Below are 25,687 nucleotides of genomic sequence, written 5' to 3' on the forward strand. Positions count from 1 at the left end.
TTAAACAATCTGTAGTAAAAATTGTGTTTAATTGCATTTCCATTATTTTACGACTACGATTTTTTCACTAATTAGTATCAAGTCACTCTTCTATAACGAATACATAAATATTTAAAATTTTAATCACGTGAGTAGAAAAAATATCTCACAAGCCTGTTTCGCAAATAAAATTATAAACACTATCTGAATTTTTAAAATACCCTTCCAAAGATACAAAATTTGAAAATTGATTTATAATAATGTCCTTTTTATCTTTATCTCTAACCGCAATTAATACATTTAAAACATTAAAAGCCTTTGGATATTCTTCAAAAAGTTCTTCTATAGATTGCCTTAATTCATTTTCGTTTTTTCCTAGTAGAAAATTTAAATGATTAAGGTAGATGCTAATTTTATTTTTATTTCTTAAACATTTTTCCCAATCTACATAAAAATCTAAATGTCTATTTGTAGCTTGCAAACTATTTATAAATTTTTCAAAACTAAGTTTATTTTTCATATCACTCCTTTAGAGCTTGCTAGGTTTTCATTTTCTATTTTTATAGCCATTTTTAAAGCTCTTGCAAAGGCTTTAAAAAGTCCTTCAGCTTTGTGATGATCGTTTTTACCTTTAACTTTTAAATGCAAACTCGCACCCATAGCATAACTTAGTGAGTAGAAAAAATGTTCTATCATTTCTGTGCTTAATTCCCCAAGTTTTTCTTTTTTAAACTTAGCCTTATAAACTAAATGCGGTCTATTACAAAAGTCAATCGCACAACTTGCCAAGCACTCATCCATAGGTAAAACAAAGCCATATCTTGCAATGCCTATTTTTTGATCTAGTGCATTTTTAATAGCCTCACCCAAAGCAAGTGCAACATCTTCTACGCTATGATGTTCATCAACTTCTAAATCTCCCTTGCATTTTATCTCTAAAGATATATTTGCATGCGTAGCAATTTGCTCTAACATATGATCAAAAAATGCGATATTTGTTTTTATATCAGCTTTTGCTTTTTCATTAAAAGCTATTTTAACTTGAATTTGAGTTTCTTTGGTATTACGCTCTATACAAGCACTGCGGTAATTTTGCAAGATAAAATCAGCGATTTGCTCCCAATTAAAATCATTTTTATCATATTTTAAACCTTGAATTTCAAGATTTTGCGCTAAAAGCATATCGCTGTCTCTATCGCCTATGACAAAACTTTTATTTTTATCATAAAGTTTATTTTTGATATAGTTTTCAAGCATGGCAGTTTTTGGCTTCCTACAGGCACAATTTTCATGCTCAAAATGTGGACATATAAAAATATCTTCAAATTCTATACCACAACTTTGAAAAACACTTAGCATTTTTTCATGAGCCTTGTCAAAATTTTCCTTAGGAAAAGAATTTGTACCTAGGCCATCTTGATTACTTACCATAACAAATTTAAAACCAAAATTTTTTAACTTTAAAAGTGCATTGATGGCACCTTTTTCAAACTCAAGTTTTTCTAAAGAATCGATTTGAAAATCATCTTTTGGCTCATCAATGAGTGTGCCATCTCTATCGATAAATAAAATTTTTGCACTCATTTTAGACTTTCTAATCTTAAACTCACGGCATTTTTATGCCCATCAAGCCCTTCAGCTGCTGCTAAAATTTCCACCACAGGCCCAAGTTTTTTAAAGCCTTCTTTGCTAAGTTCTTGTACGGTCATTCTTTTCATAAAATCAGCAAGCCCTAAAGAAGAATAAGACTTAGTAAAACCATAAGTTGGTAATACGTGATTTGTCCCACTTGCATAATCTCCCATGGATTCTGGAGAATACTCACCTAAAAATACCGAACCTGCATGCACAATATCATCAAGCAAGCTAGATGGATTTTGTGTATGAATGATCAAATGCTCGGGTGCATAGTCATTTGAAATACTTATAGCATGTTTTATATCTTTTGCAAGAATGATTTTAGAATGTGCTAAAGATTTGGAAGCAATTTCTTTACGCGAGAGTTTTTCAAGCTGTAAAGCAACTTCACTATCTACTTCTTTGGCTAATTTTTCACTTGTGCAAACTAAAATCGCTTGAGAATCTGCTCCATGCTCAGCTTGTGAGAGTAGGTCCGAAGCTATAAATTTAGCATTAGCAAACTCATCTGCTAAAACTAACACTTCAGAAGGCCCTGCTTGCATATCAATAGCTACTCCATGATTATTAACTTGCTTTTTGGCTTCAGTTACAAAGGCATTTCCTGGGCCAAAAATTTTATCTACTTTTTGCACACTTTGCGTTCCATAAGCAAGTGCTGCTATGGCTCCTGCTCCACCTATTTGATACACTGCATCAACCTCACAAAGTTTTGCTACAAAAGCAATGGCGGGGTGTAGTGGTGCTGGGGAAGCTAAGGCTATAAATTTACATTTTGCAATTTTAGCAGGGATAGCTAGCATGAGTGCAGTTGAAAAAAGTGGCGCTAAACCTCCTGGTATATAAAGCCCTACTTTTTCAATGGCTCTTGTTAGTACCATGCAAGTTACCCCTTCAAAGGTTTGAACTTCTATGGTTTTACTTTCTTGAGCTTTGTGGAATTTATAGATATTTTCATAAGCTATTTTGATAGCTTGTTTTAACTCATCATCAATTTGCTCTGCTAAATTACTAAGCTCTTCATCGCTTAGTTTGATGGAATTTAACTCTACTTTATCAAATTTTATAGCCATTTGTTTTAAAGCTTCATCGCCATTTGTTTTGACATCTTCAATGATTTGTTCCACTATGGTTTTAACCTGTGCATTAGCGCTTATAGCAGGACGCTTGAGTGCTAATTCTTGTTCGTTTTGGTTTAATTTTTCAAAATCAAGTATTTGCATTTTTATCCTTTAAGAGAGCATTTTTTCAATAGGTAAAACTAAAATCGCGCTTGCACCTTCTTTTTTCAAAGCTTCCATAGTTTCCCAAAATAAATTTTCTTGACTTACCATATGCAACGCCACTCTAGCTTTATCATTTTCTAAAGGTAAAATCGTAGGTTTTTCAACACCTGGTAATAAAGCTGTGATTTTTTCCAACTTTTCAATAGGAGCATGCAACATGATGTATTTTGACTCTCTTGCTTGCATAACTCCATTAATCCTAATGAGTAGTTTATCGATTAATTCTTGTTTATGTGAAGCTAAACTTTCTTTTCTTTGGATAATGCAAGCTTTTGACTTATAAATTACCATAACTTCTTTAAGTCCGTTTGCTTTTAAAGTAGCACCACTTGAAACTAAATCACAAATTCCATCAGCTAAATTTGCACTTGGTGCTACTTCAACTGAGCCTGTTAGCATACAAGTTTTATAAGGGATGTTATTTTCTTCCATAAAACGCTTTAAAAGCTGTGGATAAGAAGTTGCTATGCGTAAATTTTTAAAACTTTCTATACCTTTATACTCACTATTTTCTGGTAATGCTAAAGACAAGCGGCACCCACCAAAATCAAGCTTTTTAAGCATTATAAAATCTGCATTTTCGTTTTTTGATTTTCTTTCTAACTCATTTTCTTCTAAAACATTTTCCCCAACTATGCCAAGATCTACTACTCCATCAAAAATTAACCCTGGTATATCATCATCTCTTACTCTAAGTAAATCAATAGGTAAATTTGTAGAAAAAGCAATTAAACTTTGATCGTGTATGCGAAGTTTTACGCCTATAGACTCAAGCAAGGCAATAGAATCTTTACTCAAACGACCTGATTTTTGTATAGCTATGCGTAATCTTGAATTTTCTTGCATTTTTTTCCTTTTTTGTAGTTAAAAAGATTAATAGTAGCAAAAAATGGATAAAAATACAAAAAATAGTAAGTAAATAAATAAAAATAAGAAGTTTTTAGCCTTTAAAAAGGCTAAAAATTAAGCTACGAATTCGATGAAAGCCATTTCTGCAGCATCGCCACGGCGGATTCTTGTTTTAATAATTCTTGTATAACCACCATTTCTATCTGCGAATTTAGGTGCAATTTCTGTTACAAGTTTATTTGTAGCTTCTTTATCCTGCAAGCTAGCAAAAACTGCTCTGTGAGCATTGAAATCACCTTTTCTTGCACGAGTGATCAATCTTTCAACATAACCTCTTAATTCTTTTGCTTTAGGTAATGTTGTTTCTATTTTACCTGCTTTAATAATAGCAATGGTAAGGTTTTTTAATAAGGCTGCACGATGAGTAGAAGTGCGACCTAACTTTCTATATCCATGTCTATGTCTCATTGATTATCCTTCATTTTGTGCTTTTAATTCTGTAATTTTTTTCTTTAGCGTTTCTTTTGCACTATCACTGAGTTTTGAATTTCCTATAGGGAAACCTATAGATTCCATTACACTTTTAATCTCATCTAAAGATTTTTTACCAAGATTTTTTAAATCTGCAAGTTCGCTAACACTCATTAAAGCAAGTTCACCAATATAAACTACATTTGCTTTTTCTAAGCAGTTAAAACTTCTTGCACTTAAATTTAACTCAGTTATATTTTGAAGTAATTTTACATGTTCTACTTCATTATTTGGTGTTTGACTTCTTACAACGCTTTGTGCATTAGTAATTTTATCAAACACTGATAATTGTTTATACATTGCTTCTAAAGCATTTTTAAAAGCGTCACTTGGTGAAATTTGACCATCAGTTGTGATTGTAAAAACAACTTTTTCATAATCTGGATTATCTTCAAAAAGCACTTTTTCTATATCATAAACCGCATGTTTTACCGGGGTAAAGAACGCATCAAGTGCTATAAATTCAGGATCTAAGAAATTTTGAATTTCTTCAGAAGGCACATAACCTATACCTTTTTCAATGATTAAAGTAAATTCTAAATCTGCATCTTCATTAATCGTTGCAAGATAGCTATCTGCATTCACAACTTCAACAACTTCATTGTCTAAGTCTTTTCCGCAAATTTCTTTTGGTCCTTTAAAACTAAAAGTTACGATTTCTTTTTCAGAATCTGTTTTTAGTTTAAATCTTAATTTTTTTAGATTGATAATAAACAATGCTACATCTTCAAGCATACCACGCATACTATCAAATTCATGTGCTACGCCTTTGATTTTAACTCCTGTTGGAGCAAAACCTACTGTGCTTGAATAAAGCAAACGACGCAAAGGATGCGCCAAAGTAATAGCATAACCGATTTCAAAAGGCCATGCACTTACTTTTGCTACTGTATCACTGATATTTTCAATACTAAACTCTGTTGGTGTATAAGCAGAAGTTGTAATATGTCTCATATCAAAAACCTTTATTATTTAGAGTACAACTCAACGATATATCTTTCCTCAACTGGAATGATAACTTCTTCTCTTTCAGGTTTTCTTGTAAAAATTCCAAATCTTTTATCTTTTTCTACATCAACCCAAGCAACTATACCAGTTTGAGCAGTAAGTTCGATCGCTCTTGAAATTTGAGGATTGTTTTTGCTTTTTTCAATCACTTCAACTTTTTGACCTGCTTCTACTCTATAACTAGGAATATCTACTCTTTTACCATTTACTAAAATGTGTCCATGAGTTACAAGTTGTCTAGCAAAACGGCGTGTTGTAGCAAAACCCATTCTATAAACAACATTATCAAGTCTTTGTTCTAAAAGCTGGATTAAAAGCGCACCAGTATTACCATCTTTTCTAGCAGCTTCACTAAATAATCTTCTAAATTGTTTTTCACTAACACCATACATAAATTTAGCTTTTTGTTTTTCTCTTAATTGAAGTCCATATTCACTAATTTTAGCTTTTCTTTGTCCATGCTGACCTGGTGCGTAAGGGCGTTTATCTAAAGCACTTTTACCTGCTAATCTTCTTTCGCCTTTCATTGCCAAGCTTACGCCAAGTCGTCTTTCTAATTTCTCTACTGGTCCTCTATATCTTGCCATTATAATTCTCCTAAATCTTATATCTTATTCTTAGACACGACGACGTTTTGGTGGTCTACAACCATTATGAGCTAATGGGGTAATATCTTTTAAGAAAGTTACTTTAATACCTTCCATAGCACCTACACTCTTAACCGCTGTCTCACGACCACTTCCTGGTCCTTGTACTTTAATACCTACTTCTTTAATACCATGTTCTTTTGCTTTATTTAAAGCATCTTCTACTGCTTGTTGCGCTGCATAAGGAGTTGATTTTTTAGAACCTTTAAATCCTAAACCACCTGCACTACTCCAAGCGATAGCATTTCCCATTTCATCAGTTACAGTAACCATAGTATTATTAAATGTTGCACTGATATAAACTATACCTTTAGCTATATTTTTTTTAACTACTTTTTTCTTAACTACTTTTCTTTTTGCCATTTTCTATCCTTATGATTTTGCACCAACGGTTTTTCTCTTACCTTTTCTAGTTCTGGCATTTGTTTTTGTTTTTTGACCACGAACTGGTAAGCCTTTTCTATGTCTTAAGCCTCTAAAGCTTCCTAGATCCATCAATGCTTTGATATCCATAGCAACTTGTTTTCTAAGATCACCCTCAACCATGTAGTTTTCTTGAATTTCTTTACGGATAGCTGCTGCTTCATCTTCACTTAACTCATGAACTCTTTTATCATAAGAAATTCCTGTTTTATCTAAGATTTTTCTTGAAGTATGCAAACCTATACCATAAATATAAGTCAAGCCATATTCAATTCTTTTTTTCTTTGGTAAATCCACACCTGCAATACGAGCCATAAATTATCCTTGTCTTTGTTTGTGTTTTGGATTTTCGCAAATAATGCGAACTACGCCTTTACGACGAACTACTTTGCATTTGTCACACATCTTTTTAACAGATGGTCTAACTTTCATGCTTTACTCCTGTTATTGTAAATTCCACTTTTTTTACAACTGCACCAGGTTTTTAGAGCAACCAACTATTTTCAAAATAAGTGGTGATTTTGAAAATACTTCTTCATACAGTTTTATTGCAATTTCTGCAAAAGTGCTAATTATACTTTACTTTTGCTTTTAAACAACTTAGACTTATTTGTATCTAAATGTAATACGACCCTTATCAAGACTATAAGGCGTTAGCTCTACTTTAACTCTATCGCCAGGCATAATTCTAATATAATGCATACGCATTTTACCTGCAATATGACAAAGTATTACATGTTTATTATCTAATTCAACTTTAAAAGTTGCATTAGGTAAAGCTTCTATTACATTACCATCGATTTCGATAATATCATCTTTTGCCAATGCTTTCTCCTTTCTATAAAATACAAAACTATTATTTTAACACAATTTTTCTTTTTAATTTTTTAATATTTTTTAACAAACTATGATATTTTTTTACTATAATTATAAAATTACTACAAAAAAGAAAGTATTTAGATGCCAAAAAGTTTAAAAAGAAGTGATTATAAAACACTTTCCTTATCTTCTTTAGGTGGGGCCTTAGAATTTTATGACTTTGTAATTTTTGTCTTTTTTGCTAATTATATTTCAAGAAATTTTTTTCCAAGTGATTTAAGTGATTTTTGGAAACTTTTAAATACTTATGGAGCTTTTGCGGCAGGATATTTAGCTAGACCACTTGGTGGTATAGTTATGGCTCATTTTGGTGATAAATTTGGTCGCAAAAAAATGTTTATGCTTAGTATTTTGCTGATGGTTGTGCCAACTTTTTCTTTAGCTTTTATACCTACTTTTGAAAGCATAGGTTATTTAGCTCCTATTTTTTTACTACTTGTTAGAATAGCTCAAGGTATAGCCATAGGCGGAGAATTACCTGGTGCCTGGGTTTTTGTAAAAGAACATGCACCCGATGGAAAAGATAGTTTTTATATCAGTGCCATTAATGCTTCCATGGCTTTTGGTATTCTTTTAGGATGTGTTGTTGCGCTAATAATTAATCATTGCTTTGATCAAGAATCAATTTATGATTATGCTTGGCGTATTCCATTTGCCATAGGTGGGATTTTTGGGATTATTTCTATCTATCTTAGAAAATTTCTAGAAGAAACACCTGTTTTTCAAAAAATGCACCAAGAAAATGATTTAGAAAAATTTCCTTTAAAAACACTTTTTAAAGAAAAAAATATTTTTTTAGATATCATCGCTTCTATGCTTTTAACATGGATGCTTACAGCTTGTGTGATCATACTTATTTTACTTATGCCAAATTTTATACCTGAAGTTTTAGTTCTTGATAAAACAGACGCTATTTTAATACAAATGATTGCAATAGCGATTTTATCTTGCGGAACCTTGCTTGCTGGAATTTGGGTAGATAAATTTGGTTTTTTAATGACTAGTTTGGTATTTGCAATAGGATTTAGTCTTTCATGCTTTTTTTATTTTTATTTTTTCTATGCACAAATTTTACATTTAAGTATATATTTTTATTTTATCGCATGTTTTTTTGGTGGTATTAATGCTCTAGCACCTATTTTAATGTGTAAAATTTTTAAGCCAAGTATTCGTTTTAGTGGTATTTCTTTTTCTTATAATATAGCCTATGCTATAGCAGGTGGTTTTACACCTCAACTTGTATTTGCATTGCACTCTTTAGCTATAAAACCTGAAAATCCTTTTATTTATGGAATTTTTATTTATATTTTATTTCTTTCATTAATAACATTGCTAGCTACTGTATTTACTTATAAGAGATTAAGATTTTAATGTTATAATTAAGAAAAATTATTAATTAAAAATTTATAAAAATAAAGGAAAATGATTATGAAAATTTTTATTGTTTTAATATTTTCTTTACTACCGCTTTTAGCGCTTGAAATGATCACGCCCATACCAGAAAGCATACCTTATGATAAAGAAAAAGCTATTTTAGGGAAAAAACTCTATATGGATACAAGTTTATCAAAAGATAAAAAAGTATCTTGCAATAGCTGTCATGATATTGCAAATTTTGGAGTTGATAATAAAACCTTTTCAACAGGTATTAATGGTATAGTAGATGAACCATTCCATACCCCTACAAATTTTAATGCTGTTTTTAATCTAGCGCAATTTTGGAGAGGTAATGCAAAAGATTTACAAGATCAAGCCAAACATCCTTTGTTAAACCCTAAAGAAATGGGATTAAAAGACGCAAATGAAGTGGTGCAAATAGTAAAAACTAATGCTGTTTATGAAAAAGAATTTAAAAGACTTTATGGAGAAATAACCTTTGATAATATAGCACATGCTTTAGCTGAATTTCAAAAAACCTTACTCACTCCAAATTCGCCTTTCGATCGCTACCTAAAGGGCGATAAAAACGCTATAAGCGAGCAAGCAAAAAGAGGTTATAATGCTTTTTTATCAAATGGTTGCATAGCGTGTCATCAAGGACAAAATATAGGTGGTAATATGTATCAAAAAATGGGGGTATTTGTGCCTTATGATAATGGAACAAACTGGAAAGGACGCTATGAGATTACTCAAGATCCTCATGATCAATTTGTAGTAAAAGTACCAAGCCTTAGAAATATAGCTAAAACTGCTCCTTATTTTCACGATGGCTCTATGCCAACCCTTGATGCTTGTGTGCAATTTATGGCTTATTACCAACTTGGTAAATTTTTAGAGCAAAATATAGTTGATGATATAGTTGCTTTTTTAAATTCTTTAACAGGAGAATACCATGACCCACTCAAATAAAAAATCTTTTTCTTTTTTAAAACAATTTATTACTTTATCTATAGTGGTTTTGGTATTGCTTTTAACTTTAACTTTGTTTATTTTTAATACCTACAACACTACAAAAAGAAATTCACTCATCATGGGTTCTTTTCAAAAATTAGAAATTTTAGATACCAAAATAGATGAGATTTTTAAAAATAAACTCAATTTGCAAAATTACGATACTAGTGTTGCTTTGGTACAAGATTTTGAAAATACTTTAGCAATTTTAAAAGCTAATAAAATAGACACCAAAAAAATACAAACCATTTTTGAGAAAAAAAATGCTCAATTACAGCATTTTAAATCAGCTAATTCTATTGCTATAAATTCAAAACTTTATCTTTATGAAATTCAACAAGAAATCATCAAACAAACAAATCAACTAGCACTCACTATCCAAGAAGCTAAACAAATAGATTATATAGGAGATATATTAAGTATTATAGGAACTATGGATATATTAGAACCTTTAGCACAAAATAGACTACAAAATCTTGTCGCAAATTTGAATGCAAAAAACTCTCAATTGCCACAAGAATTATTTGAGCTTTTTAGCACACATTGTAAAATGATACTCAGTCAGATTAAAATTTTAAAAGATAATTCTCAAAGTTTTCTTGATCAAGAATTACAAAAAGAAATCATTACTCATAAAAATTTAATTGCACAAGAAATCAATCTTAATAACAAATATAATCTTTACACCGCTATAGGAATTTTCTTATTTACCTTAGCTGTGTTGATTTTTTTCATACTTTTAACACTAAAAAAAGTAATCATACCTATATCTTTACTTGAAAAACTAAGTGCAAATTTAGCCGGCGAACATGCAAATTTAAGTGCTAGATTAGATATTGACAAAAAAAGTGAATTAGCTACAAGTGCTGGCTATATAAACTCTTTTATACAAATAGTGCAAAATTCGGTTTTAGAAGCTATACAAACTGCAAATTCAAGCTATAAAAGCTCACAAAAACTCTCTCAAAATGCTGAAGTTTTACAGCAAAGCTCACTTTTACAGCATGAGCAAATTTCTAATGTCCATGAAATAAGCTCTATCTTAGAAAGCCATATAGACTTAACTCAAAACCTAGCTAAAAACACCATAAATGATATGCATGATATGCAAGAAGTGATGGGAGAGGTTGAAACAACACTTAAAGAATTAGTAGAACTTATATTACTAAGTGGCGAAAAAGAACAAAGTGTTTTAAGTGCTATGGATATGCTAGTGCAAAGTGCTGATAGTATAGTAGAAGTTACTACAACCATAAAAGACATAGCCGATCAAACCAACCTACTTGCGCTAAATGCAGCTATTGAAGCAGCACGCGCAGGCGAGCATGGACGTGGCTTTGCTGTGGTTGCTGATGAAGTTAGAAATCTAGCTGATAAAACCACAAAATCTTTAGTCGCCATAGAAACAACCGTAAGAACTATAGTACAACAAATCAATGATAATAAAAGCTTGATGGATGGAATTCATCAATCCATGAATGACACTTCTAACAAAGCTAATATCTTACAAGGTGAGGTTGGAACTTCTATAGAAAAATTAAAAACAAGTATTCATTCTACTAAAATCATGGAAGAAAAAAGCGATGAGTCAAAAGCTAAAATGAATGAGCTAGAACAAAACATAGAAAAAGTAACCGAGCTTGCAAATTGTGTTAAAAATTACTCCCTTGATTTAACACAAATTTCACAAGATGTTTTAGAAAATGCTTCTAAACTTTCAGAAAAATTAAAAACATTCGAGTAAGAAAGATTAAACTTTCTTACTTGGATAAAATATCTGCCTTACCATTTATTATGGCAACACAATGCTCATAATGAGCCGCATTTAAACCATCTTTGCTTCCTGCTTCCCAATTGCCTTTTAAATGTACCGGTGTGCCATCTTTTTGACACACCATAGGCTCTATGCAAAATACCATACCATTTTTGATTTTAGGTCCGCTTTTTGCACTAGCACCTGGTTCTAAATAATTTGGAATTTCAGGCTCACCGTGTGGTTTTTTACCTATACCATGACCACAATAACCTTTCAAAGGCACAAAACCTCTTTTAGCAATAAACTCACCAAGCTCATAAGAAAGCTCTTTAAAACGCATACCCTCTTTGATAATATCTATAGCATAATACAAAGCATCTTTAGCACAAGCAATTAACGCTTCATCAGTAGCTGAAATTTTACCTATAGGTATAGTCCTTGCTGCATCCCCATAATATCCATCTATACAAGTACCCACATCAAGCCCTAAAATATCGCCTTCTTTTAAAATACGCTCATCGCCCACACCATGGATGCAAGCTTGATTAAGCGAGATACAAATACTACCTGGAAAACCATACAAACCTTTAAAAGATGGTTTTGCACCATGATCAAGTATAAATTCTTCTGCTTTAATGTCAATTTCTTTTAAACTCATACCCGGAACTATGATAGTTTCTAGATAATCAAGCGTTCTAGCTACAAGTTCATTTGCTTTACGTAGTTTTTCTATTTCTGCTGGTTTTTTGATTTCTATCATTTATATTTTCCTTAAAATTTTTAAAAATTTAGCATTTATGCGCTTTTAAAAGCTTTAAGGAAAAAACCTTAAGTTTTAAAACTTAAGGTTTTAACATACACTTGTAAGATTAGTAGCTAAGCCACCTAAAGAAGTTTCTTTGTATTTTGAGTTCATATCCTTGCCGGTTTCATACATAGTTTTTATAACCTCATCAAGACTTACTTTTGGAGTTGATTTTCTACTCATTGCCATTCTAGCAGCTGAAATAGCTTTAATCGCCCCAAAAGCATTTCTTTCTATACAAGGAATTTGCACCAAACCACTTACTGGATCGCAAGTTAAACCTAAGTGATGCTCCATTGCAATTTCAGCAGCATTGCAAGCTATCTTTGCATCAAAACCCATCACAGTAGCCATAGCTCCTGCTGCCATAGAACTTGCACTACCAATTTCAGCTTGACAACCAGCCTCAGCACCACTTATGCTTGCATTTTTCTTATAAAAAGAGCCTATTAACATAGCAGTAAGTAAAAAATTAATAGCCTTTTCATCATTAAAACCAACCGTATGGTTTTTAAGATAAAGCATTACAGCAGGCACAACAGCACAAGCTCCATTAGTTGGAGCAGTTACTACTCTAGCTCCACTTGCGTTCTCTTCTGCAATAGCAATAGCATATAAAGAAATAAAATCAATAATTCCTAAAGGATCGCTTGTCATAGCCAAACGCTCATTAAGCCCTTTAGCACGGCGTTTTAAGTGTAAATTTCCTGGAAGGAAATCTGAGCTTGGGTGAATACCATTATAATAAACCTCTTGCATCACTTCCCAAATTTCTAAACAATAAGCTCTAATTTCTTCTTTTGTATGAAATTGAAGCTCATATTCATAAGAAAGTTTTGCTAGATCCCATGATTTTTCTTCGCAAATTTTTAAAGCATCACTTGCGTTGTTAATATCAAGTTCTAATTTAGTATGTTTTTGCTCACAAGCTCCATCTTTGTGTTTTTGAAGCTCAGCTTCACTCATAACAAAACCACCACCCACTGAATAATAAACTTCTTCAGCAATGATTTCTCCATTTTCATCATAAGCACTTACTTTCAACCCATTTTCGTGCAAAGGCAAAAAGTCTTTTTCAAAAATCAAATCTTTATCATAATCAAAATTTAATTCTTTTTGAGCATTTAAAACCAAAATTTTATCTTGCAAAATTTTATTAAAAACGCGATCTTGCAAAGCAGCGTTAAGCTCTTTTGCCTTTAATCCACTCAAACCCCATATAATAGCCTTATCACTTAAATGGCCTTTACCGGTAAGTGATAAAGAGCCATAAAGTTTGATTTGAATTTTTGTAATTTGCGTGATTTTATCTTTGATTTTTTCACAAAACATATTCCCTGCTAGCATTGGTCCTAAAGTATGAGAAGATGAAGGACCAACACCAACTTTAAATATACTTAAATTACTACTCATTCACTAGCACCTTAAAAAGTATAAATTACAGTGATGATTGTCAAAATACCTGTGATAAATACAAATACATCTAAAGCTTTGTTTTGGAATTTTTTCATTTTAGAAACAGTATAAATTGCAATCATAGGCATTAGGAATAAAATCGCAGCAATAATCGGTCCACCTAAGCTTTCAATAAAGCCTAAAATACTTGGATTTACATAAGCAGTGATTAACATAATAATATACATTACCAAAGTTGAATAAACTGCGATTTTTTTCAAATCAGGATTTTCATTGCCTGCTAATTTGCAGCATTTTCTAACTATACCATAAGCACCTTCTCTAGCACCAAAATAATGTCCAAAGAATGAACTAGAAATTGCTAAAAACGCAATTAATGGACCACCATAAGAAATAAATGGATTATCAAGTTTGTTAGCAAAATAAGAAAGTACAGGTATGTTTTGTGCTCTTGCTTCAGCAAGTTCTGCAGGAGTTAAAGAAAGCACACAAGATACCACAAAAAACATAACAAAAGCAAGCAACATTACAGAAGTTCTAAATAATACTTGATTTGCTTTTTGTACTGAATTTTCAGGATATTGTCTTTTTACACTTAAAGAAAAAGTAGAAATTGCTGGTGAGTGATTAAACGAAAACACTAAAACCGGTAAAGTTAGCCACACTATAGTGATAAATTCTTTTGTTCCTGGAATAGCACTAAAACTTTCAAATGACCATTGTGGGATAAGATATAAAGAAAATAAAAATAAAATAGCACACAAAGGATATACAAGCCATTCGCATACTTTAGTGATTAATTCTTCACTAAAAAGCATAATAAGCATAAAAATACTTACCAAAACAAAAGCAAAAAGCGCTCTATAAAAAGGAAGTAAATTAGCTATAGTTTTTCCTTGCTCATTAACACTTGTTTGATACATAGCACTAATTGCACTTGCAAAAGAACCATTTGGATCTAAAAGTGGTAAGAATTGATTATAAATAAAACTCTCAAAAGTATTAGTTATACCTACACAATATGCTAAACAAATTGGAAAAATTGCAAAGAAATAAAGCACAGAAATAAAAATACTTACTTTTCTACCAAAATACTCTTCAGCCGCATGAGTAATGTCTTTATCATTACCATTTGCTTGGCACACAAAACGACTTAAAGCTCTATGGCTTAAATATACCATTGGGAAAATAATCAAAGCCATTACAACAACCGGCCAAAAACCACCAACACCTGCTTTAATAGGTAAAAATAAAATCCCCGCACCAACTGCAGTCCCAAAAAGAGAAAGCATCCAACGCGTATCAAAAGAATTCCACTTAAGATTATCCACATTTTCTCCTTGTAAAAAATAATAAAAAAAGCTTTTACCTAAAAACTTTTTGTATTATTTTACAAATATGCTCTTGAGTAGTTTGGCGTGATTTTTTCCCTTTCATTTAAAGCAACTGCGGCTTCATTTGTAAAATTTGGATTTCTTAATAATTTTCTACCATAACAAACTAAATCACACACCTCACCCAAAAGCAAAGCCTCACCTTCGCTAGCACTATTTATAAGACCCACACAAGATATAGGAATTTTAACAACTTCTTTTAAAGCCTTAGCATAAGGAGCTTGATAAAGTGGTGCTATATTTGGCACTAAAGAAGGTTTGTTGATATTTCCTCCTGCTGAAATATCTAACATATCAACGCCTAAATTTTCTAAAATCAAGGCAAGTTTTTTACTATCTTCCAAATTCCAACCACCCTCTTGCCACTCTGTAGCTGAAATTCTTACAAATAAAGTAATATCAACTTCTTTTTTTATACGCTTAATGATATCACACAAAAGACGCGCTCTATTTTCAAAACTACCACCATATTCATCATCTCTTTGATTTGATAAAGGAGATAAAAATGAACTAAGCAAATACCCATGAGCACTATGAAGCTCTATCGCATCATAGCCTGCTTCTTTAGCTCTTTTAGCACTTTGGATAAATTCTTGTTCAATTTGTAAAATTTCATCTTTACTTAAAACATGAAGTTTAGAAAATTTTTCACTAAAAGCGATATTACTTGGGGCTTTTAATATGGCTTCTTTACATGAGTTTTTACGGCCACTGTGGTTTAACTGAATGGCAATTTTAGCTCCAAAATGATGGCAAAGCTCAACAAGTTCTTTGTGTCCTTGAATTTGAAAATCTCCCCAAAGACCTATATCATTATCAGCTATTTTTGCATTTTCATTAATCGCACAAGCTTGAACTATGATAAGCCCAACACCACCCAAAGCTCTGGCTCCATAATGTATCAGGTGAAATTGATTAATCTTACCATCTAAAACTTGTGTTTCATACATATCCATAGGGGGCATTACAATGCGATTTTTTACATAAAAATTTCCAATCTTTAGCTCACTTAAAAGTAAAGACATAATACCCCTTGAAATATTTTTATATTACTATAATAGAAAAAAATTAATTTTTCTTAAAATACATTGTATTTTTAATTGATATTGTAAATTTTAATAATTAATTATCAAAAAAATATTTTTTGAATATATTTTTTTATCTTAATAATAATATTTCAAATGTTAATTTTTCTATTTTTTTCAAAGAAAATGAAAATTTAAAATAAAAAAGTGTAAAAACCACACATTTTAGTCAAATAAGCTTTTCTCAAAACACTTTAGCATAAAGCTTTTGCGGTGCAAGGGAGAATAACCAAATACTTTAATTTTTTCTATATGAGCTTTTGTGCCATAACCTTTGTGTTTATCAAAATCATAATGATTATATAATTTAGAAAAATAACACATTTTTTGATCACGACTTACCTTGGCTAATATACTAGCTGCCGAAACTTCTTGTACTTTCACATCAGCTTTAACCATGGTTTTTATGCCTAAAACTCCATAATTTAAATTTCCATCATATAAAATCTCATCTTGATTAAAATGTTTTTTGATGATTTTTAAAGCTAGTTGTAAACACTGACTAAGCCCTAAAGTATCAATCTGCAAAGGCGAAAAAGCAAGGATTAAAAAATTTGAGTTAGAAAGAATTTGCTCATATAATTCTTCTCTTTTTTTTGCGCTTAATTTTTTAGAATCAGCCAAACCATCAATATTTTTTAAAAGCTTGCAAGCTCCTATGTGCATATCTCCAGCCAAAGCCCCACGCCCAGCCTCATCTACTCCAACTAAAGCCATTATCTTTCCTTTATAATGCTATATTTTTCTACTAAATTTTCTAAAGAATAATTCATATTAGCAGGTGAACTTGAAGGGAGTTCAAAAAATTCTTGTTCAGGATAAAATTTAGCAAAATATTTACTTGCAACTTTACCTAATACACAAATTTTTTCTATATTTGCCTTATCTAAAATCATATTTATATCATTTGCTTTAGCATAAGAAATAGTTTTATCATCTGAATTTTTTATCTTACAACTTGCTATAACATCCCAAAGTGCTATATGATTTGCTTTTAAAAAATCTTTTTGAACTTGTACTGTTTTTAACTCACACTCAAATAATATTTCAAAAATACGCCAAAAACGATTTTTGCTATGTTGATAATAAAAATTTTCTTCTCTTGATTTAATAGATGGGAAAGAACCTAGTATTAAAACTTTTGAGTTTTCATCAAAAAAAGGTTTGAAAGGATGAGTTAGAATTTGCATATTAAACCTTGATAAAAATAAAATATTTTATCATTTTTATCAAGGTTTTTAAAATTATCCTAAAAATTCGCGTTTGAAGTATTCTTTTGGAGCTTTACATAAAGGACAGGCATTTGGTGCTTTTTTGCCACGGTGTATATGCCCACAAACTTCACAAACCCATAATTCTTCTACTTCTGAATTAAAGAAATCTTCTTCTTCAAGCATTTTTTTAAGCGCTAGATATTCTCTTTCATGTTCAATTTCTACTTTACCTATAGCTGTAAATAATCTTGCTATATTTCTTTTGCCCTCATCTTCTGCGATTTTTGCAAAATTTGGATACATAGTGGTATGCTCATAGTTTTCACCTTCTGCTGCGCAGATTAAATTTTTAGCAGTTTCTTCTAAAGCTTTACCATCTACTAATTCATGATAAGCTTTAAACTCAGCTCTTGCGTGCCATTTTTCATTTTCTGCAGCTTCTCTAAAATGTTTCGCAATAGCATGCCAACCTTCTTCTTGAGCAATATCTGCAAATAAATCATATTTATTTCTTGCCATAGATTCGCCAGCAAAAGCTTTCATTAAATTTACAGCTGTTAGATCTTTAGTAATACACTCCATTTCTTGACCACAGCAACTAAGCTTTCCACCGCCTACATTTTGCACTTCTACTTCATTGCCACATTTTTGGCATTTATAACTTTCATATTGTTTCATTTAATATCCTTGTGATTAATTAAGTAAGGTTTTGATTGAAAAATCCACCCAAATGTTATTTTAGCATTTGGGTGTTTAAGATTTTAGTATTTTAAGAAATATTCTTGGATTTTCTTAGGATCGCTTGTTTTAGTTAGAGCAAGCATTAATAATACTCTAGCTTTTTGAGGACTCATATCACCTGTATCAATAAAACCAAGTTTTGCATCAGCATCACTTACTGCAACTCTACCAGCTACTACACGTGAACTTACCGCTACATTAAGACCTTTTTTAAGCAATTCTTTTAATACATCTTTTTGATAATCATGAATACTACCAGCACCTGTTCCAGCTACAACTATACCTTTGGTTCCATTTTCAAACAAAGCTTTTGCTGCAACACCACTACCATCATTTGCATAACTATAAAGAATATCTACTTTTGGTAGTTCTTTTAGTTTGCTAACATCAAATGGAGATTTTTTGGTGTGTAATTTTGTATTAGTATTATAGAAAAATGCTTTTCCATCTACTATATAACCCATATCACCCATATCTGGTGAGCTAAATGCATTTACATTTAAACTATGAGTTTTCATAACGCCTCTAGCACTTTGAATTCTATCATTCATAGCCACCATTACGCCTTTATTTTTTGCTTGAGGATTTGCTGCTAATGCTACAGCGTTGTAAAGATTTTTAGGACCATCTGCACTAATTGCAGTTGATGGGCGCATTGCACCGACCAAAACAACAGGCTTGTCGCTTTTTACGGTTAAATTTAGGAAATATGCAGTTTCTTCCATAGTATCAGTACCATGAGTAATTACAACTCCATCTACATCAGATTTTAAAAGTCTATTAACTTCTTTAGCAAGTTTTAGCCAAATTTCATTTGTCATATCTTTGCTATCAATATTAGCAATTTGATCTCCGCTAATTACTGCTAAATCTTGAATTTGAGGCACTGCCTTAATCAAAGCATCAACCCCCAAAACTCCAGCTGTATAACCTGTAGTAGCTACTGAACTATCAATCGAACCAGCGATAGTTCCACCTGTAGCTAAAATCGCAACTTTTGGTTTTGCTTCCAAAATTCCTGCTCCTAAACTTAGTGCCATAGCTGCACACATTAACATTTTTTTCATGTTAGTCCTTTCATTAGAAATGATAAAGATTATAATGCAACTATGTTTAAATAAAAATAAATTATAAATATAAAAAATACTTTAGTAAATAACCATTAATTTAAAGCCATAAATTTGCAATTTTTTTTAGTTTTTCTACATCACTTGAAGCATAAAATTCAATATTAGCTTCTTCTTGGATTGATGTTAAGTTAAATTCTTGCTGTAATTGCAAAGCTATAGCTTCACCTGAATGAATAAGTTTTGTGTTTTTACCAAAATACTCTTCCAAAGAATGAGCGATTAAGGGAAAATGTGTGCATGCTAAGATTAAAGCATTAGGGTGAAATTTGAGCTTATTAAAATAATACTCAAAAGCAGCTTTTAAAAAATCTCCTTGAAAAATCCCTTCTTCAACCATAGGTACAAAAAGCCCAGTTGCTTTTTCTTCCACTTTTAAAAAACCTTCTTTAATTAAAGCTTGTTTATAAGCGTGAGAATCCACGGTAGCTTGTGTTGCAATGACTAATATATTAGAGTTTTTATCTTCTAAAGAGTTTTTAACCGCTAAAACTCCTGCTTCTATAACTCCAAGAACCGGAAATGGTGCATTTGCTTTTAGAATTTCTAAAGCATGCGCACTAACTGTATTACACGCAATAATAAGCATATCTACTTTTTTTTCTTTGAAAAATTCTAAAGCTTCTAGAGAAAATTTAATGATGGTTTCTTTATCTTTAACCCCATAAGGCACTCTTGCAGTATCCCCATAGTAGATATATTCTTTAAAAAGTTTTGCTTGAAGTAAAGATTTTAAAACACTAAGCCCACCTACACCGCTATCAAAAACGCCTAGTCTCATCAAAATCCTTTAAAAAGGAAGAAAGTAGAAAATCTACTTTCTTATAAGCCTACCGCACTTAAAGTTTGGTATTTATTCATATAAATTTGGGCTTCGATTTTTCTCATTGTATCAAGTGCTACTTGAACTACAATCAAAACAGAAGTTCCACCAAAATAAAAAGGCACACCAAACAACTTCACAATAAGCCATGGTAATGTAGCTACAAGCCCTAAATAAATAGAACCTGACAAGGTAAGTCTTGACGCTACTTCATTAAGATAATTTGCAGTTCCTTCACCTGGTCTAATACCTGGTATGAAACCACCTTGTCTTTTAAGATTTTCAGCTATATCTTTTGCATTAAATACAATTGATGCATAAAAATACGCAAAGAAAATAACAAGTAAGAATGTTAAAATATGAAAGAAAAATCCATTTGGATTTAAAAAGTCATAAATTTTTAACACATATTCATTTGTACTTGTTTGCAAAATAGTACTTGGAAACATCAAAATCGCACTTGCAAAAATAGGAGGAATTACCCCACTTAAGTTGATCTTAATAGGTATATAATTCATAATGCGTTTGTTTTGATTTTGCATGATTACTTTTCTTGAGTAAGAAATAGGAATTCTTCTTTCTCCAAGCTCTACTACTATAATAGCCCAAATAGTAAGTAAAATTACAACTAAAATGGCAATGATAGTCAAGAAATTCATCTCACCTGTATTTACCAAATTTACTGTTCCACTAATTGCACCTGGAATTGTAGAAACAATACCACCAAAGATGATTAAAGAAATACCATTTCCTATACCGCGTTGAGTGATTTGCTCACCTATCCACATCAAAAGCATGGTACCTGCAAGCATAGAAACAGCAGAAAGTGCGATAAAAGTATTCATATCAATCATAATGGCTGATTGACCTGCTTTTCCATGAAGACTTTGTAAGCCTATAGAAACGCCTATACTTTGTATCAAAGTGATAGCTATAGTAGCGTAACGGATAATTTGCATATATTTTTGCATACCATCGCGTTCTTTTTTCATTTTTCCTATATTAGGAAAAGTTGCCGCTAAAAGCTCCATAATAATCGAAGCAGTAATATAAGGCATAATGCCTAGGGAGATGATGCTAAGTCTTTCAGCAGCACCCCCACTAAACATATTAAACAAGCCTAATGCATTAGATGCATTAGAATCAAAAAATTCCTTGATAACACTGACATTAACCCCCGGAACTGGAACATAAGCTAATATTCTATAAGCGAATAAAAAAGCTAATGTTATGAGAATTTTATTTGTCAATGTTTTATTCATTATTTTTGTCCGCTAAAAGTAATCTTCTCGTCTTTAATTTTACTAGCAAGATCTTTAGCGCTTGCTCCAATAAGCTTAACTTTATTTACATTTTTTGAAAGCTTATGAATGCTATTGATTGTTTCAAATGTAATTTCGCTAAGCTCTTTGATTGCTGTGATTTTTTCAACATTAATCACATAAGGTTTTTCAAATTTAGAAGTAAAGCCTACCTTTGGTAAACGTCTTTGAAGTGGTTGTTGACCCCCTTCAAAACCTCTTTTTTCATTATAACCTTTTCTAGCAGTTTGGCCTTTTCCACCTTTAGTAGAAGTTTTACCCATACCACTACCTTGACCACGGCCTATTCTTTTGGTTTTATGTGTTGAACCTGGTGCTTTTGTTAAATTCATTGATTATCCTTTAAGCATTGTAAGTGCTTTGATAGTAGCACGCACAACATTTGCTGAATTATTTGAACCTAAAGACTTAGTTAAAATGTCTTTAATACCTGCAAGTTCCACGATAGGACGTGTTGAACCACCTGCTATAACCCCTGTACCTTCGCTTGCTGGTTTAAGTAAAATTCTACTTGCGTTGTATTTTACTTCTACATCATGAGGGATAGTTGAACCTTTTGTTTTAACTTCAACAATGTTTTTAAAAGCATCATCAACTGCTTTTCTGATAGCATCTGGAACTTCTTTAGCTTTTCCATAGCCCACACCAACTAAACCTTTTCTATTTCCAACGATAACTAAAGCAGTAAATCTAAATCTTCTACCACCTTTAACAACCTTAGTAACCCTGCCGATATCGACGATTACTTCTTCAAATTCTTCTCTATTATATTTTTCCATCGATCTTCCTTTTGGGTTATAGTTTGATTCCGTTTTCTCTTAGTGCTTCAGCTAATGCTGCAATAACACCATGGTATAAATAACCATTTCTATCAAACACTGCTTCTTCTATGTTTTTAGCTTTTAAAACTTTTGCAAATTCAGCTGCTATTTTTTTAGCACCTTCTTTATTTGCTTTAACACCAATTTTTCTTCCATCTACTGCTGCTAAAGTTACTGCTTTAACATCATCGATAGCTTGGATATATAAAGTTCTGTTTGATTTAAAAACAGAAACTCTTGGAAGAGCTTGTGTTCCTGAAATTTTTGCTCTAATTCTTTTTTTTCTTTTAATTCTTAAAGATATTTTTCTTTTTAATACATTTGCTCTCATATTCTATCCTTACTTCTTAGATGTCTTACCAGCTTTGCGGATAATACGCTCATCTGAATATTTAACACCTTTTCCTTTGTAAGGCTCAGGTGGTCTAAATTCACGAATTTGAGCAGCAACTTGACCTACCACTTGTTTATCACTACCTTTGATAATAACATTGTTTTTATCAACAGTAATTTCTATGCCTTCTGGAATAGCATAGTTGATAGGATGAGAAAAACCTAAAGCAAGTTCAAGAACTTTACCTTTTAACGCAGCTTTATAACCAACACCGTTGATTTCTAAAGTTTTGCTAAAACCATCAGTTAAACCGATGATGATGTTTTGAGCTAAAGCTCTATAAGTTCCCCAATAAGCTCTACTTTGTCTATCTTCACCTTTAGGAGAGAAAAGAATTTGTCCTTCTTTAATCTCAACATTAACATTTGCTTTTGTATCAAGCTCTTTTGCTAAATTTCCTTTTTTGAATTTTAGCAAGTTACCTTCTAATTTTACTTCTACTCCACTTGGAATAGCAACTGGTTGTTTACCTATACGAGACATTCACTTTTCCTTTTTACTTGTCTACGATATGACTACTTTATAAGAATGGATACCGAATACCATAAAAAGTAGAAACTCTTACCAAATGGTACATAAAACTTCGCCGCCAACGCCTGCTTTGTAAGCTTCGTCGTTAGCTAAAACACCTTTTGAAGTGCTTACTACGATAGTACCATAACCGTTTTTAAATCTTTTGATCTCATCTTTGCCTTTATAAACACGACGACCAGGTTTAGAAATACGCTTAACTTCGTTAATTACGCTTTTACCTTTTTCATCGTATTTTAAAACTACATTGATGAATTTCTTTTTATCCTCTTCAATAACATTAAAGCTTTCAATATAACCTTTAGCTTGGAAAATTCCAAGTAAAGCTTCGATAACTTTAGAATGCAAAAGTTGAGTAGTTTCTAATCTTCTCATCCCTGCATTTCTAATTCTTGTTAGTGAATCTGAAATTAAATCATTTATCATGGTTCTTTCCTCTTACCAACTTGCTTTTTTAAGACCAGGAATTAAACCTTCATTTGCCATTTTTCTTAAGCAAACTCTACAAATTCCAAAATCTCTATAAACTGAATGTGGTCTTCCACAAATTTGGCATCTAGTATACCCTCTAACGCTAAATTTAGGTTTGCGGGCAGCTTTTGCAATCATTGATTTTTTAGCCATATTACTTTCCTTTTGCAAATGGCACGCCAAATAATTCTAATAATTTTTGTGCCTCTTTATCTGATTTTGCTGTTGTAACGATAGAAATGTTCATACCATGAGTTCTTAAGATTTTATCATATTCAACTTCTGGGAACATTAACTGCTCATCTAAACCAAAGTTATAGTTTCCTCTTCCATCAAAACCATCTCTTGGAAGACCTCTAAAGTCTTTAACACGAGGAAGAGCTATAGTAATAAGCTTATCTAAGAAAGCATACATATTATCTTTTCTTAATGTTACCATTACACCTACTGGGAAGCCTTCTCTTACTTTAAAACCAGCAACTGATTTTTTAGCTTTTGTGATAACTGCTTTTTGTCCAGCGATCAATGAAATAGTATCTGCAACATTTTGTAATACTTTTTGATCTTTTGCTAATTCCCCAGCACCTACGCTGATTACAACTTTTTCAATAAAAGGAATAAGCATAGGATTTTTGATATCAAATTCTTTTACTAAAGCAGGTTTGATATTTTGAGTATATTTTTCTTTCAATCTCATCATCTTATTCTCCTGCCTTTGCTACATTTGAAATATCCATTGGCATTTCTTTATTGATAAAACCGCCATTTGGATTTTTATCACTTGGCTTAACAGCTTTTTTAGCGATTTTGCAACCCTCAACAATTACTTTATTTGTTTTAGGGAATACTGCTAAAACTTTACCTGTTTTACCTTTGTCATCGCCTGCGATAACTTTTACCATATCATTCTTTTTAATTTTTAATTTCATTACAACACCTCCGGTGCTAGTGAAACAATTTTCATAAAGCCACCATATCTTACTTCACGACCTACTGGTCCAAAAATACGCGTTCCGATAGGCTCTCTTTTAGCATCAAGAATAACTGCTGCATTTTCATCAAAACGAATTAAAGAACCATTGTCTCTATGAATTTCTTTTTTAGTTCTAACGATAACTGCTTTTACTACTTGACCTTTTTTAACTTTACCATTTGGTAGAGCTTTTTTTACAGACGCAACGATTACATCACCAACAGTAGCGTATCTTCTTTTACTACCACCTAAAACCTTAATACACATTAATTCTTTTGCACCGCTATTATCAGCAACTGCAAGCCTAGTAAAACTTTGAATCATTACTCAACTCCTGCTGATACTATAGTTTTTAAGCGAAATGATTTTCTCTTAGAAAGTGGTCTACATTCAATAGCAACTACAGTATTTCCCACTTTAAGTTCATTTCTTTCATCATGAATTAAATATTTTTTAAAGCGTTTTACGATTTTTCTGTATTTTGGGTGAACCACTTTTCTTTCAACCAAAATTGTTGCTGTTTTATCTCCAGCAATTTGAACAACAACGCCTTGAATTTCTCTTTTAAATGCCATTTTCTATCCTTATTTTAAAGCGCTAATTGCAGTATTGATTCTAGCGATGTCTTTTTTAACTTCGCTAATCTCTTTAGGATTAGTTAGCTGCATTGTTTTTAGCTTTTGTCTTAAAGTAAATAAAAGCACCTTTTTTTCTTTTAGCATTGTTGCAAGCTCACCTGCTGTTTTATCTTTAATCTCAGTATATTTCATTTTGGCTCTCTCTTGTAACAAACTTAGTTTTAAATGGCAATTTGTGCATCGCTAAAGTTAAAGCTTGTCTTGCCATTTCTTCATTAACCCCTGCCATTTCATAAATGATACGACCTGGTTTAATGTTCATTACCCATTCCTCAACTGCACCTTTACCTTTACCCATACGAGTTTCTAAAGGTTTTTTAGTTAGAGGTTTATCTGGGAAAACTCTAATCCAAGTTTTACCTTGTCTTTTTACAAAACGAGTTAAAGCAATACGAGCTGCTTCGATTTGACGTGAATTGATACGGCCAGCTTCAGTTGCTTTTAGGGCAAAATCACCAAAAGTAAATTCAGTCCCTCTGTTGGCATAACCTCTGTTACGCCCTTTCATCATTTTACGATATTTTGTTCTTTTTGGCATTAACATG

The 25,687-nt window shown here is 31.8% G+C and carries 36 protein-coding genes; 3 read left to right on the plus strand and 33 right to left on the minus strand.

Features of this window, described 5'->3' with window-relative positions; genetic code table 11:
• Positions 1–145: 145 nt before the first annotated feature.
• The 11 genes from L8W68_RS03650 to infA form a co-directional block, all read right to left on the minus strand.
• Positions 146–499, minus strand: a complete 354-nt coding sequence (locus L8W68_RS03650) for a type II restriction endonuclease (RefSeq protein ID WP_263675039.1) — start codon at positions 497–499, stop codon at positions 146–148.
• On the minus strand, positions 496–1,563 hold the full coding sequence (gene hisB / locus L8W68_RS03655; RefSeq protein ID WP_214135749.1) for a bifunctional histidinol-phosphatase/imidazoleglycerol-phosphate dehydratase HisB: 1,068 nt from the start codon (positions 1,561–1,563) through the stop codon (positions 496–498). The genes L8W68_RS03650 and hisB overlap by 4 nt, the downstream gene beginning before the upstream one ends.
• Complete coding sequence (gene hisD / locus L8W68_RS03660) at positions 1,560–2,840, minus strand: histidinol dehydrogenase (protein ID WP_263675040.1); 1,281 nt, start codon at positions 2,838–2,840, stop codon at positions 1,560–1,562. Before hisD ends, hisB begins: the two co-directional genes overlap by 4 nt.
• Before the next feature lie 9 nt (positions 2,841–2,849).
• The gene (hisG, locus tag L8W68_RS03665) at positions 2,850–3,749 is read right to left on the minus strand and encodes an ATP phosphoribosyltransferase (protein WP_039667846.1); all 900 of its coding nucleotides are present in this window, start codon (positions 3,747–3,749) and stop codon (positions 2,850–2,852) included.
• A gap of 117 nt (positions 3,750–3,866) precedes the next feature.
• Positions 3,867–4,220, minus strand: a complete 354-nt coding sequence (rplQ, locus tag L8W68_RS03670) for a 50S ribosomal protein L17 (RefSeq protein ID WP_012660847.1) — start codon at positions 4,218–4,220, stop codon at positions 3,867–3,869.
• 3 nt (positions 4,221–4,223) lie between these two features.
• Positions 4,224–5,237, minus strand: a complete 1,014-nt coding sequence (locus L8W68_RS03675) for a DNA-directed RNA polymerase subunit alpha (protein WP_039627711.1) — start codon at positions 5,235–5,237, stop codon at positions 4,224–4,226.
• A 14-nt stretch (positions 5,238–5,251) separates the two neighbouring features.
• The gene (gene rpsD / locus L8W68_RS03680; protein WP_263659172.1) at positions 5,252–5,878 is read right to left on the minus strand and encodes a 30S ribosomal protein S4; all 627 of its coding nucleotides are present in this window, start codon (positions 5,876–5,878) and stop codon (positions 5,252–5,254) included.
• Positions 5,879–5,908: 30 nt separating this feature from the next.
• Positions 5,909–6,301, minus strand: coding sequence for a 30S ribosomal protein S11 (gene rpsK / locus L8W68_RS03685; protein WP_012660844.1), 393 nt, complete (start codon positions 6,299–6,301; stop codon positions 5,909–5,911).
• A gap of 9 nt (positions 6,302–6,310) precedes the next feature.
• Positions 6,311–6,676: a 30S ribosomal protein S13 gene (gene rpsM, locus L8W68_RS03690; protein ID WP_012660843.1), complete on the minus strand. Its 366-nt coding sequence runs from the start codon at positions 6,674–6,676 to the stop codon at positions 6,311–6,313.
• Positions 6,677–6,679: 3 nt separating this feature from the next.
• Positions 6,680–6,793 carry a 50S ribosomal protein L36 gene (gene rpmJ / locus L8W68_RS03695; RefSeq protein WP_002781429.1) on the minus strand — a complete coding sequence of 38 codons (114 nt, stop codon included), beginning with the start codon at positions 6,791–6,793 and terminating at the stop codon, positions 6,680–6,682.
• Between the two features lie 174 nt (positions 6,794–6,967).
• Complete coding sequence (infA, locus tag L8W68_RS03700; protein WP_012660842.1) at positions 6,968–7,186, minus strand: translation initiation factor IF-1; 219 nt, start codon at positions 7,184–7,186, stop codon at positions 6,968–6,970.
• Between the two features lie 135 nt (positions 7,187–7,321).
• Here infA and L8W68_RS03705 point away from each other — a divergent pair, with 135 nt between their 5' ends.
• The 3 genes from L8W68_RS03705 to L8W68_RS03715 are packed head-to-tail and all read left to right on the plus strand — an operon-like array spanning position 7,322 to position 11,375.
• Complete coding sequence (locus L8W68_RS03705; protein WP_263675041.1) at positions 7,322–8,611, plus strand: MFS transporter; 1,290 nt, start codon at positions 7,322–7,324, stop codon at positions 8,609–8,611.
• A gap of 54 nt (positions 8,612–8,665) precedes the next feature.
• Positions 8,666–9,589, plus strand: coding sequence for a cytochrome-c peroxidase (locus L8W68_RS03710; protein WP_263675093.1), 924 nt, complete (start codon positions 8,666–8,668; stop codon positions 9,587–9,589).
• Positions 9,573–11,375 carry a methyl-accepting chemotaxis protein gene (locus tag L8W68_RS03715; protein ID WP_263675042.1) on the plus strand — a complete coding sequence of 601 codons (1,803 nt, stop codon included), beginning with the start codon at positions 9,573–9,575 and terminating at the stop codon, positions 11,373–11,375. The genes L8W68_RS03710 and L8W68_RS03715 overlap by 17 nt, the downstream gene beginning before the upstream one ends.
• A gap of 16 nt (positions 11,376–11,391) precedes the next feature.
• On the opposite strand, the gene map is transcribed toward L8W68_RS03715, so the two are convergent.
• The 22 genes from map to rplP all read right to left on the minus strand — a co-directional run bounded on the left by map (position 11,392) and on the right by rplP (position 25,686).
• Positions 11,392–12,147, minus strand: coding sequence for a type I methionyl aminopeptidase (gene map, locus L8W68_RS03720; protein WP_263675043.1), 756 nt, complete (start codon positions 12,145–12,147; stop codon positions 11,392–11,394).
• Between the two features lie 90 nt (positions 12,148–12,237).
• Positions 12,238–13,605 carry an L-serine ammonia-lyase gene (locus L8W68_RS03725; RefSeq protein ID WP_263675044.1) on the minus strand — a complete coding sequence of 456 codons (1,368 nt, stop codon included), beginning with the start codon at positions 13,603–13,605 and terminating at the stop codon, positions 12,238–12,240.
• Positions 13,606–13,616: 11 nt separating this feature from the next.
• The gene (locus L8W68_RS03730) at positions 13,617–14,900 is read right to left on the minus strand and encodes an aromatic amino acid transport family protein (protein WP_412175555.1); all 1,284 of its coding nucleotides are present in this window, start codon (positions 14,898–14,900) and stop codon (positions 13,617–13,619) included.
• Positions 14,901–14,998: 98 nt separating this feature from the next.
• Positions 14,999–16,027: a tRNA-dihydrouridine synthase gene (locus L8W68_RS03735; RefSeq protein WP_263675046.1), complete on the minus strand. Its 1,029-nt coding sequence runs from the start codon at positions 16,025–16,027 to the stop codon at positions 14,999–15,001.
• A gap of 225 nt (positions 16,028–16,252) precedes the next feature.
• A complete protein-coding gene (locus L8W68_RS03740) occupies positions 16,253–16,804 on the minus strand; it encodes a ribonuclease HII (protein ID WP_263675047.1) in 552 nt (183 codons plus the stop codon).
• Positions 16,804–17,277, minus strand: coding sequence for a DNA-deoxyinosine glycosylase (locus tag L8W68_RS03745; protein WP_263675048.1), 474 nt, complete (start codon positions 17,275–17,277; stop codon positions 16,804–16,806). The genes L8W68_RS03740 and L8W68_RS03745 overlap by 1 nt, the downstream gene beginning before the upstream one ends.
• A gap of 54 nt (positions 17,278–17,331) precedes the next feature.
• Complete coding sequence (locus tag L8W68_RS03750; RefSeq protein ID WP_012660833.1) at positions 17,332–17,979, minus strand: ferritin family protein; 648 nt, start codon at positions 17,977–17,979, stop codon at positions 17,332–17,334.
• 83 nt (positions 17,980–18,062) lie between these two features.
• Positions 18,063–19,094 (minus strand): type II asparaginase, encoded by a 1,032-nt coding sequence (locus tag L8W68_RS03755; protein WP_256374651.1) that lies wholly within the window; start codon positions 19,092–19,094, stop codon positions 18,063–18,065.
• A 115-nt stretch (positions 19,095–19,209) separates the two neighbouring features.
• On the minus strand, positions 19,210–19,950 hold the full coding sequence (murI, locus tag L8W68_RS03760) for a glutamate racemase (RefSeq protein ID WP_263663720.1): 741 nt from the start codon (positions 19,948–19,950) through the stop codon (positions 19,210–19,212).
• Positions 19,951–19,991: 41 nt separating this feature from the next.
• Positions 19,992–21,254: a preprotein translocase subunit SecY gene (gene secY, locus L8W68_RS03765; RefSeq protein WP_039667833.1), complete on the minus strand. Its 1,263-nt coding sequence runs from the start codon at positions 21,252–21,254 to the stop codon at positions 19,992–19,994.
• Entirely contained in the window at positions 21,254–21,646 is a 393-nt protein-coding gene (gene rplO, locus L8W68_RS03770) for a 50S ribosomal protein L15 (RefSeq protein WP_039617163.1), read from the minus strand. The genes secY and rplO overlap by 1 nt, the downstream gene beginning before the upstream one ends.
• A gap of 3 nt (positions 21,647–21,649) precedes the next feature.
• Positions 21,650–22,093, minus strand: coding sequence for a 30S ribosomal protein S5 (rpsE, locus tag L8W68_RS03775; protein ID WP_039617161.1), 444 nt, complete (start codon positions 22,091–22,093; stop codon positions 21,650–21,652).
• 16 nt (positions 22,094–22,109) lie between these two features.
• Positions 22,110–22,466, minus strand: coding sequence for a 50S ribosomal protein L18 (rplR, locus tag L8W68_RS03780; RefSeq protein ID WP_039617157.1), 357 nt, complete (start codon positions 22,464–22,466; stop codon positions 22,110–22,112).
• A 9-nt stretch (positions 22,467–22,475) separates the two neighbouring features.
• On the minus strand, positions 22,476–23,012 hold the full coding sequence (gene rplF / locus L8W68_RS03785; protein WP_039617154.1) for a 50S ribosomal protein L6: 537 nt from the start codon (positions 23,010–23,012) through the stop codon (positions 22,476–22,478).
• A 78-nt stretch (positions 23,013–23,090) separates the two neighbouring features.
• Complete coding sequence (rpsH, locus tag L8W68_RS03790; RefSeq protein WP_039617152.1) at positions 23,091–23,486, minus strand: 30S ribosomal protein S8; 396 nt, start codon at positions 23,484–23,486, stop codon at positions 23,091–23,093.
• A gap of 12 nt (positions 23,487–23,498) precedes the next feature.
• Positions 23,499–23,684 carry a type Z 30S ribosomal protein S14 gene (locus L8W68_RS03795; RefSeq protein ID WP_012660824.1) on the minus strand — a complete coding sequence of 62 codons (186 nt, stop codon included), beginning with the start codon at positions 23,682–23,684 and terminating at the stop codon, positions 23,499–23,501.
• Between the two features lies 1 nt (position 23,685).
• Entirely contained in the window at positions 23,686–24,231 is a 546-nt protein-coding gene (rplE, locus tag L8W68_RS03800; RefSeq protein ID WP_012660823.1) for a 50S ribosomal protein L5, read from the minus strand.
• A gap of 1 nt (position 24,232) precedes the next feature.
• A complete protein-coding gene (rplX, locus tag L8W68_RS03805) occupies positions 24,233–24,460 on the minus strand; it encodes a 50S ribosomal protein L24 (RefSeq protein WP_012660822.1) in 228 nt (75 codons plus the stop codon).
• Positions 24,460–24,828, minus strand: a complete 369-nt coding sequence (gene rplN, locus L8W68_RS03810; protein ID WP_012660821.1) for a 50S ribosomal protein L14 — start codon at positions 24,826–24,828, stop codon at positions 24,460–24,462. The genes rplX and rplN overlap by 1 nt, the downstream gene beginning before the upstream one ends.
• Positions 24,828–25,079 (minus strand): 30S ribosomal protein S17, encoded by a 252-nt coding sequence (rpsQ, locus tag L8W68_RS03815; RefSeq protein WP_039617148.1) that lies wholly within the window; start codon positions 25,077–25,079, stop codon positions 24,828–24,830. Before rpsQ ends, rplN begins: the two co-directional genes overlap by 1 nt.
• 9 nt (positions 25,080–25,088) lie before the next feature.
• Positions 25,089–25,274: a 50S ribosomal protein L29 gene (gene rpmC / locus L8W68_RS03820; protein ID WP_012660819.1), complete on the minus strand. Its 186-nt coding sequence runs from the start codon at positions 25,272–25,274 to the stop codon at positions 25,089–25,091.
• Positions 25,261–25,686 (minus strand): 50S ribosomal protein L16, encoded by a 426-nt coding sequence (rplP, locus tag L8W68_RS03825; RefSeq protein ID WP_012660818.1) that lies wholly within the window; start codon positions 25,684–25,686, stop codon positions 25,261–25,263. Before rplP ends, rpmC begins: the two co-directional genes overlap by 14 nt.
• Position 25,687 lies beyond the last annotated feature (1 nt).

It is taken from the genome of Campylobacter sp. FU_497, from assembly GCF_025772425.1.
Classification (GTDB): domain Bacteria; phylum Campylobacterota; class Campylobacteria; order Campylobacterales; family Campylobacteraceae; genus Campylobacter_D; species Campylobacter_D lari_C.